General features: G+C 74.9%; 6 protein-coding genes. 5 read left to right on the top strand and 1 reads right to left on the bottom strand.

The features are described from left to right. Positions 1-98: 98 nt before the first annotated feature. From ACSNOB_RS30650 to ACSNOB_RS30635, 4 genes are all read left to right on the top strand, one after another. The gene (locus ACSNOB_RS30650; RefSeq protein WP_436690778.1) at positions 99-1,283 is read left to right on the top strand and encodes a zinc-dependent alcohol dehydrogenase; all 1,185 of its coding nucleotides are present in this window, start codon (positions 99-101) and stop codon (positions 1,281-1,283) included. After that, positions 1,280-2,224: an SDR family NAD(P)-dependent oxidoreductase gene (locus ACSNOB_RS30645; RefSeq protein ID WP_436690776.1), complete on the top strand. Its 945-nt coding sequence runs from the start codon at positions 1,280-1,282 to the stop codon at positions 2,222-2,224. Before ACSNOB_RS30650 ends, ACSNOB_RS30645 begins: the two co-directional genes overlap by 4 nt. Positions 2,225-2,310: 86 nt before the next feature. Next, positions 2,311-3,315, top strand: coding sequence for a serine hydrolase (locus tag ACSNOB_RS30640; RefSeq protein ID WP_436690774.1), 1,005 nt, complete (start codon positions 2,311-2,313; stop codon positions 3,313-3,315). Between the two features lie 154 nt (positions 3,316-3,469). Then, positions 3,470-4,618 carry an MBL fold metallo-hydrolase gene (locus ACSNOB_RS30635; RefSeq protein ID WP_436690772.1) on the top strand — a complete coding sequence of 383 codons (1,149 nt, stop codon included), beginning with the start codon at positions 3,470-3,472 and terminating at the stop codon, positions 4,616-4,618. A 39-nt stretch (positions 4,619-4,657) separates the two neighbouring features. On the opposite strand, the gene ACSNOB_RS30630 is transcribed toward ACSNOB_RS30635, so the two are convergent. Next, a complete protein-coding gene (locus tag ACSNOB_RS30630; RefSeq protein ID WP_436690770.1) occupies positions 4,658-6,169 on the bottom strand; it encodes a deoxyguanosinetriphosphate triphosphohydrolase family protein in 1,512 nt (503 codons plus the stop codon). Between the two features lie 134 nt (positions 6,170-6,303). Between ACSNOB_RS30630 and ACSNOB_RS30625 the strand changes: the two genes are divergently transcribed. Then, positions 6,304-8,778, top strand: a complete 2,475-nt coding sequence (locus tag ACSNOB_RS30625; protein ID WP_436690768.1) for a Tex family protein — start codon at positions 6,304-6,306, stop codon at positions 8,776-8,778. The last annotated feature ends 190 nt before the right edge of the window (positions 8,779-8,968 follow it).

The following is an 8,968-nucleotide window of genomic DNA, read 5'->3' as shown; positions in this document are numbered from 1 at the left end:
GCCCTCGTCATGCCACCCCGGCGCTCGCGGCCGGAACCGGTTCAACTCGGCAGAGGCGGGTAGCCCTCCCGAGACGGCACGAGGAGGGACGACGGGACATGAAGGCACTGACCTGGCAGGGCAAGCGGGACGTACGGGTGGAGGAGGTGCCCGATCCGCGTATCGAGGAGCCGACCGACGCGATCGTCCGGATCACGTCGACCGCGATCTGCGGCTCCGACCTGCATCTCTACGAGGTGCTCGGGCCGTTCCTCAAGCCCGGCGACATCCTCGGGCACGAGCCGATGGGCGTCGTCGAGGAGGTCGGTCCGGGGGTGACCCGGCTCAAGCCGGGCGACCGCGTCGTCGTGCCGTTCAACATCTCCTGCGGCACCTGCTGGATGTGCGAGCGACAGCTCTACGCCCAGTGCGAGACCACCCAGGTCACCTCCCAGGGCAAGGGCGCCGCGCTGTTCGGCTACACCTCGCTGTACGGCTCCGTCCCCGGCGGGCAGGCCGAGTACCTGCGCGTGCCGCACGCCCAGTTCGGCCCGATCAAGGTGCCCGACACCGGCCCCGACGAGCGCTGGCTCTACCTGTCGGACATCCTGCCGACGGCGTGGCAGGCGGTGAGGTACGCCGACACGCCGCGCGGCGGCACCCTCGCCGTCTTCGGGCTGGGGCCGGTCGGCCAGTTCTGCGCCCGCATCGGCCGCCACCTCGGCGCCGACCGCGTGATCGGGCTGGACCTGGTCCCGGAGCGGTTGGCGATGGCCCGCCGGCACGGCATCGAGGTGCTCGACGTCAGCAAGCTGGACAACGTGCCGGACGCACTCATCGACCTGGTCGACGGGCGCGGCCCCGACGCGGTGATCGACGCGGTCGGCATGGAGGCGCACGGCGCACCCCTCGGCAAGCTCGCCCAGACCGCCGCCGGGCTGCTGCCCGACAAGCTCGCCCAGACCATGACCGACAAGGTCGGCGTCGACCGGCTCGTCGTGCTCAAGGCCGCGCTCAAGGCCGTCCGGCGCGGCGGCACCGTCTCGATCTCCGGCGTGTACGGCGGCGAGGTCGACCCCATGCCCCTGATGGAGATGTTCGACCGGGGCATCCAGCTGCGGATGGGCCAGTGCCACGTGCGCCGCTGGACCGACGAGATCATCCCGCTGCTCTCCGGCGACGACGACCCGCTCGGCGTGGCGGACCTGCGCACCCACCGGGTGCCGCTGGCGCAGGCGCCGCAGGCGTACGAGATGTTCCAGAAGAAGGAGGACGGCTGCGTCAAGGTCGTGCTCGCGCCGTGAGCCGGACGGTGGTGATCACCGGTGCGACCAGCGGCATCGGCCGGGCGGCCGCCCGGGCGTTCGCGGAGCGCGGGGACCGGCTCGTGCTCGCGGCGCGCTCCGCCGGCACCCTCGCCGAGGTCCGCGACGAGTGCCGGGCCGCGGGCGCGCAGGTGCTGGACGTGCCCGTCGACGTCACCACCGACGGCGCGCCGGCGGCGCTCGCCGACGCGGCCGTCGGCCGGTTCGGCGGGATCGACGTCTGGGTGCACACGGCGGCGGTGATGGTCTACGGCCGGTTCGAGGAGACCCCGCAGCGGGTCTTCGAGCAGGTCGTACGCACCGACCTGCTGGCCGCCGCCGCGGTGGCCCGGGCGGCGCTGGAGCGCTTCCGGACGGCCGGCGGCGGCACGCTGATCCTGACCGGATCGGTGCTCGGACACATCACCGCGCCCTACCTGAGCGCCTACGTGGCGAGCAAGTGGGGGTTGCAGGGGCTGACCCGGGTGTTGCAGCAGGAGGCCCGGGAGACGCCGGGCGTACGCGTCTGCATCGTCAACCCGGGCAGCGTGGACACCCCGGTCTATCAGCGGGCCGCGAACTACCTGGGGCGCACCGGCCGACCGCCGCTGCCCACCACCACGCCGGAGCGGGTGGCGCGGGCCGTCGTGGACTGCGCGGAGCGACCCCGCCGGGAGGTGTCGGTGGGCCGGGCCAACGTGGTCATGCGCGTCGGCTTCACCGCCCTGCCCGGCGTCTACGACGCACTCGTCGGGCCGTTGATGCGGCTGGCCGGGCTGACCGACCGCCCGGTCGCGCCGCACGACGGGGTGGTGTTCGCGCCGGACCCGGCCAGCGCGGCAGTGCGCGGCGGTTGGCTGCCCGACCTGGGCCGGGTGGTCCGGGCCGTCGGTAGTCTCCCCGGACCCGTCCTCGCGGCGGCGCGAAAACGGCTGCGATGACCGATTTCGCGGGTCACCGAGATGGTTCATTTCGCCTAGGGTGGTCGGCCGGGAGACATTCCGGCCCACCACGACGGGAGAGACGATTGACCATCCGGGTGAACCGCAGGACCGCGCTGGGACTCGGCACGGTGGCCACGGCCGGCACGGTGCTCGGCGCCGCCGCCCCGGCGTCCGCCGGCGACGAGACCGCACCGGCCACCCCCGCGCAGGCGGCCCGCCGGGTCGCCGCCAGCTACGCCCGGCAGGTCGAGGAGGCCGGCGGCAACTGGCAGGCGTACGTCAGCGTCGCGGACCCGGCCGGCGAGCCGGTGGTGGCGGTGGCCGACGAGCCGGACCGGCGGATCGAGGCCTACAGCGTCAACAAGATCGCGGTGGCGGCGGCCGTGCTGGACAAGGTCGACCGGGGGCTGCTGACGCTCGACCAGCGGGTCGAGGTCACCGCCGCGATCGTGGTGCCCGGCGGGGACGGCATGTTCAGCCTCGACGGGGCGTACCCGAGCTTCGTGACGCTCGGCCACGTGCTGGCCAACCTGCTGACCGTCTCCGACGACACGGCGGTGCGGCTGTGCGGCCTGGTCTGCCCCGCCGCCGAGCTCAACCAGATCCTGCGGGACAAGGGCTTCCCGAACACGCAGGTGCAGCCGGTGGCCAACCCGAACCGGTTCTTCCTCGGCACCAGCACGCCCCGCGAGACGCACGACCTGCTGCGCGCGCTGGTGGGCGGCACGCTGCTCTCGCCGGCCGCCACGGCGTTCGTGCTGCGGCAGCTGCGCGCCCCCGTCGCGTACACCGACGGCATCCGGCGCGTCATGTCCTCAACCGAGCGGGCCAGGATCGCCACGAAGGCCGGCTGGTTCGCCGACGCCCGCCACGAGGCCGGGGTGATCTTCGACGCGGCGGGCGCGCCCGTGCTGACGTACGCCCTCTTCGCCGACGGCCAGGCCGGTGCCGACGACTACGGCGCCACCCACCCGGCGGTCGAGGCCCGGGCCCGGATGGGCCGGCGCTTCCTCGCCGCGGTCGACCGCCTCACCGGCACCGGCGTCACCCACCGGCCGGCGGTGCAGCGGCCCAGCAACGGCGGCTGAGCGACGCGGACCTGCGCCATCGCGGCCCGCGCGGCGCGGTGGCGCAGATCCCGGCGCGGGTGGCCCCGAGCGTCGGGCCGGGGCCACCCGACCGCCGGCAGCCCCGCCGGAGGCCGGGCTACCGTGTACGACGGGACACGGCGGAGGGACGGCGATGGGCGCACCAGCGGAACGCACGGGAGTCGACGGGGCGCTCGGGCGCCGGCTGCGCGGGGCGGCGGGGCTGGCCGCGCTGGCCGGCCTGGCGTGGGTGGCCCGGGACGTGCCGGCTGCGCTCGGCGGCCGGCTCACCGGCGCGCGGGCGGAGCGGGCGGCGCGCTCGCCACAGTTCCGCGACGGCGCCTTCCGCAACCCGGGCGGCACCCGCTCGATGGCCGGCGCCCCCGACCGCAACCTGATCCGCGAGCTGATCTTCGGCAAGCAAAAGCGCCGCCCCAGCGCGCCCGTGCCGCTGCTGCGACCGGGCGCCGCCGCCCCGGCCGCCGACGCCGCGCGCGAGCTGAACGTCGTCTGGTACGGCCACGCCTCCGCGCTGATCGAGATCGAGGGCGGCAAGGTGCTGCTCGACCCGGTGTGGAGCGAGCGGTGCTCCCCGTCGACGCTGGTCGGCCCGCGCCGCCTGCACGAACCGCCCGTCCGCCTCGACGAGCTGCCCCCGGTCGACGCGATCCTCATCTCGCACGACCACTACGACCACCTCGACATGGCGACCGTCCAGGCGCTGACCGCCCTGCAGTCGGCGCCGTTCCTGGTGCCGCTCGGGGTGGGCGCGCACCTGGACCGGTGGGGCGTGCCGGCGGCACGGATCGTCGAGCTGGACTGGTCGGAGAGCCACCGGGTGGCCGGGCTGGAGATCACCGCCACCGCCGCCCAGCACTTCTCCGGCCGGGGGCTGCGCCGCGACGGCACCCTCTGGAGCTCCTGGGTGGTCGCCGGCGCGCACCGGAAGGTCTTCTACACCGGCGACTCCGGCTACTTCGACGGCTACGCCGAGATCGGCGAGCGGTACGGGCCGTTCGACGTCACGCTGATGCAGATCGGCGCGTACGACCGGGCCTGGCCGAGCATCCACATGTTCCCCGAGGAGGCCGTCGCCGCCCACCTCGACCTGCGCGGCGGGCTGCTCCTACCGGTGCACTGGGCGACGTTCAACCTGGCCCTGCACGACTGGTCCGAGCCGGTGGACCGGATCTGGGCCGAGGCGAAGGCCCGGGATGTACGGCTGGCCGTGCCCCGCCCCGGCGAGCGGGTGACGGTGGACGACCCGCCGGCCGTCGACGGCTGGTGGCAGGCGGTCGCCTGACCCGCGCGGGCGTGCTGCCGCTCCGGCTGGCGGCGCCCTTCAGAGGACGAAGGCGTCGGTCCAGAGCGCGCCGGAGCGGCCCGACAGGGAGTCGAGCATGGCGACCGCCTGGCCGTCGGTGAGCTGGGCGACGAAGTCGACGATCGCCCGCCCGCGGGCCCTGCCGATCCGGTCCGGCGTACGCGGGTGCAGCTCCGCCTCGGCCAGCTCCACCAGGTCGTGCAGCCGGCGCGGCAGCCGGGACTCCTCCTCGGGGTCGAGCAACCAGTCCAGCAGCGCCTCCACCAGGGTGCCCAGCAGGCGGGCCTGCCCGCGCTGGTGCAGGGCCAGGTCCGGCCGGGCCAGCACGAACCGGTGGTGGACGAACTTGAGCACCTGCACCTCGTGCCACTGCGCCGGGGCGAGCTGCACGTGGCCGGAGCGGACCGACGGCTGCTCGACCACCGTGATCGCGTCGACGAAGCGGGTGGTCCAGCGTGCGGAGAAACGGGCCACGTACTGCTCCGCCTCGATGGAGCCGTCGAAGGGCATCGCCAGCAGCCCCTCCACCAACTCCTCGCGGACGTGCTCGACAGCGGCGGCGAACGCGTCGTCGTCGGCGATCCAGGCGTCCTTGCGGTGCAGTTGCCGGCGCAGCCGCTCGATCGCCGAGCCGGGCCGGCGGGCCGCCGCGGCCAGCGCCGCGTCGGTGATGGCCCGGAAGTGCCCGCTCTCCCGCTGCCAGGCCATCAGCTCGGCGGCCACCGCGCCCTGCTGGAGCACCCCGACCCGGTAGAAGTCCTCCACGTCGTGGATCGCGTACGCGACGTCGTCGGCCGTGTCCATCACCGACGCCTCGACGGTCTGCTGCCAGTCCGGGATCCGGCCGACGAACGGCTCCCGGGCCTGCCGCAGGTCGTCGACCTCCGTCCGGTACGCCCCGAACTTCGACGAGCCGCTGCCCGGGTCGTCCGGCGGTGGGCTGGCGCCGCGCGGCGGCGGGTCCATCAGCCGGGGGTGCGGGTCCGGGTGGTCCAGCCGCGTCCACGGGTACTTCAGCATGGCTGCCCGTACCGCCGCCGTGAGGTCGAGGCCGGTGGTCGCCGCGCCGCGGATCTCGGTGCTGGTGACGATCCGGTACGACTGGGCGTTGCCCTCGAAGCCGTCGGTGAGCCCGAGCCGCTGCCGGGCCAGCCGGTCCAGCACCCGCTCCCCCAGGTGCCCGAACGGCGGGTGGCCGAGGTCGTGCGCGAGGGCGGCGGCCTCCACCACGTCCGGGTCGCAGCCGCCCAGCTTCTCCAGCAGGTCCCGGTGCTCGCCGTCGGCGGTGAGCCGCTCGGCGATCGCCCGGGCCACCTGGGCGACCTTGAGGCTGTGGGTCAGCCGGTTGTGCACCAGCAGGCCGGAGCCGCCGGGGCTGACCACCTGGGTCACGCCGTTCAGCCGGGCGAAGAACGGCGAGGCCACGATCCGGTCCCGGTCGGCCCGGAAGGGGCTGGCGGCGAGGTCGCCGAGGGCCCGGGCGCTGCCGCCGAAGAGCCGCCGGGCCCGCGGGTCCGCGGGAAATTCCATGATCGCCACGCTAGCGCAGCGCGTGCCGGCACGCCGAGGGTCACCGCCGGCACGCCGGGGCGGGGGCGGCGACGGCCGTCGGTCCGGGCCGGCACAATGCACAGCGGAACCCACACCGAAGGCGGATCGAGATCGTGACCCTCTCTGTTCATCAGCGGATCGCCGAGGAGCTCGGCGTCGCCGAGCGTCAGGTACGGGCGGCCGTGGAGCTGCTCGACGGCGGCGCCACCGTGCCGTTCATCGCCCGGTACCGCAAGGAGGCCACCGGCCTGCTCGACGACACCCAGCTGCGCACCCTGGAGGAGCGGCTGCGCTACCTGCGCGAGCTGGACGAGCGGCGCGCGGCGGTGCTGGAGTCGATCCGCGGCCAGGGCAAGCTCGACGAGGCCCTGGAAGCGCAGATCATGGCGGCCGACTCGAAGTCCCGCCTGGAGGACATCTACCTGCCCTACAAGCCCAAGCGCCGGACCCGGGCGCAGATCGCCCGCGAGGCGGGGCTGGAGCCGCTCGCCGAGTCGCTGCTGGCCGACCCGTCGCAGGACCCCCGGGAGGTCGCCGCCGGCTACGTCGACGCGGACAAGGGCGTCGCCGACCCCGCCGCCGCACTGGAGGGCGCCCGGGCCATCCTCATCGAGCGGTTCGCCGAGGACGCCGACCTGATCGGCACGCTGCGCGAGCAGATGTGGTCGCGGGGCCGGCTCGTCTCCCGCGTACGCGACGGGCAGGAGTCGGCCGGCGCGAAGTTCGCCGACTACTTCGACTTCGCCGAGCCGTACCCGAAGCTGCCCTCGCACCGGATCCTGGCCATGTTCCGGGGTGAGAAGGAGGGCGTGCTCGACCTGACCATGGAGCCCGAGGAGGCCGGCGAGGCCGACGCGGTGCCGACCGGGCCGAGCCGCTACGAGGCGGCGATCGCCGGGCGGTTCGGCATCACCGACAAGGGCCGGCCGGCGGACCGGTGGCTGGCCGACACGGTGCGCTGGGCGTGGCGCACGCGGATCCTCATCCACCTCGGCGCCGACCTGCGGATGCGGCTGTGGCAGGCGGCCGAGGAGGAGGCGGTGCGGGTCTTCGCCACCAACCTGCGGGACCTGCTGCTCGCCGCGCCGGCCGGCACCCGGCCCACGATGGGGCTGGACCCGGGCCTGCGCACCGGGGTGAAGGTGGCCGTGGTCGACGCCACCGGCAAGGTGGTCGCCACCGACACGATCTACCCGCACGAGCCGCGCCGGCAGTGGGACGCCTCGATCGAGACCCTCGCCCGGCTCGCCGGCGCGCACGGCGTCGAGCTGGTCGCCATCGGCAACGGCACCGCCAGCCGGGAGACCGACAAGCTGGCCGGCGAGCTGATCAAGCGGCACCCGCAGCTCAACCTCACCAAGGTGGTGGTCTCCGAGGCCGGCGCGTCGGTCTACTCCGCCTCCGCGTACGCCGCCCAGGAGCTGCCCGGGCTGGACGTCTCGCTACGCGGCGCGGTCTCCATCGCGCGTCGCCTCCAGGACCCGCTCGCCGAGCTGGTCAAGATCGACCCACGTTCGATCGGGGTCGGCCAGTACCAGCACGACCTGTCGGAGGTGAAGCTCTCCCGGTCGCTGGACGCGGTGGTCGAGGACTGCGTCAACGCGGTCGGGGTCGACGTCAACACCGCCTCCGCACCGCTGCTGACCCGGGTGTCGGGCATCGGCGCCGGGCTGGCGGAGAACATCGTGCTGCACCGCGACGCCAACGGGCCGTTCCGCACCCGGGCCGAGCTGAGGAAGGTCCCCCGCCTCGGCCCGAAGGCGTTCGAGCAGTGCGCCGGCTTCCTGCGCATCCCCGGCGGCGACGACCCGTTGGACTCCTCCAGCGTGCACCCGGAGGCGTACCCGGTCGTGCGCCGGATCCTGGCCAGCACCGGGCAGGACCTGCGCTCGTTGATCGGCAGGAGCACCATCCTGCGCGGGCTGCGGGCCACCGACTTCGTCGACGACACCTTCGGCCTGCCCACCGTCACCGACATCCTCGCCGAGCTGGAGAAGCCCGGGCGGGACCCGCGTCCGGAGTTCCGCACCGCCACCTTCGCCGAGGGCGTGGAGAAGATCAGCGACCTGACCCCGGGCATGGTGCTGGAGGGCGTGGTCACCAACGTGGCCGCGTTCGGCGCGTTCGTGGACGTCGGGGTGCACCAGGACGGTCTGGTGCACGTCTCGGCCATGTCCCGGACGTTCGTCAAGGACCCGCGCGAGGTGGTCAAGTCCGGCGACGTGGTCCGGGTCAAGGTGCTCGACGTCGACGTGCCCCGCAAGCGGATCTCGCTCACCCTCCGGCTCGAGGACGACGCGGAGACGGGCGCCGGGCGCGGCGGGCAGGGCGGAGTACGCGGTGACCGGGGCGCGTCGCGGGGCGGTCAGGGCGGCCCCGGCGGCGGACGCGGTCAGAGCGGTCAGCCGGGGCAGGGCGGCGGGCGCGGCAGCCGGGGTGCCCAGGGCGGCGGGCGCGGTGGCCAGGGCGGTCAGCCCGGGCACGGCGGCGGTCGGGGCGGGGCGGCGCGGCAGGGCCGTGGCGGAGCGGGGCCGGCGCCGACCAACGACGCCATGGCCGACGCGCTGCGCCGGGCCGGACTGGCCTGAGGCCCGCCAATCGGCCGGTCCGCCGGTCCGTCGGTCCGCAGGTCCGCAGGTCCGCAGGTCGGTCCGTCCGCCGGCCGGCCGGTCCGCCGGTCGGCCAGCGGACCGGCTCGTGCCGGCGGGGTCACGCCCCCGGGGGCGTGTGGGGCGCTCGGGATGCTCGGCGGCGTTCAGGGGTGCTCGGGGGTGCTCG

The sequence above is a fragment of the Micromonospora sp. URMC 106 genome, from assembly GCF_051386395.1.
Classification (GTDB): Bacteria; Actinomycetota; Actinomycetes; order Mycobacteriales; family Micromonosporaceae; genus Micromonospora.
This window is presented reverse-complemented; position numbering and strand designations above follow the sequence as displayed.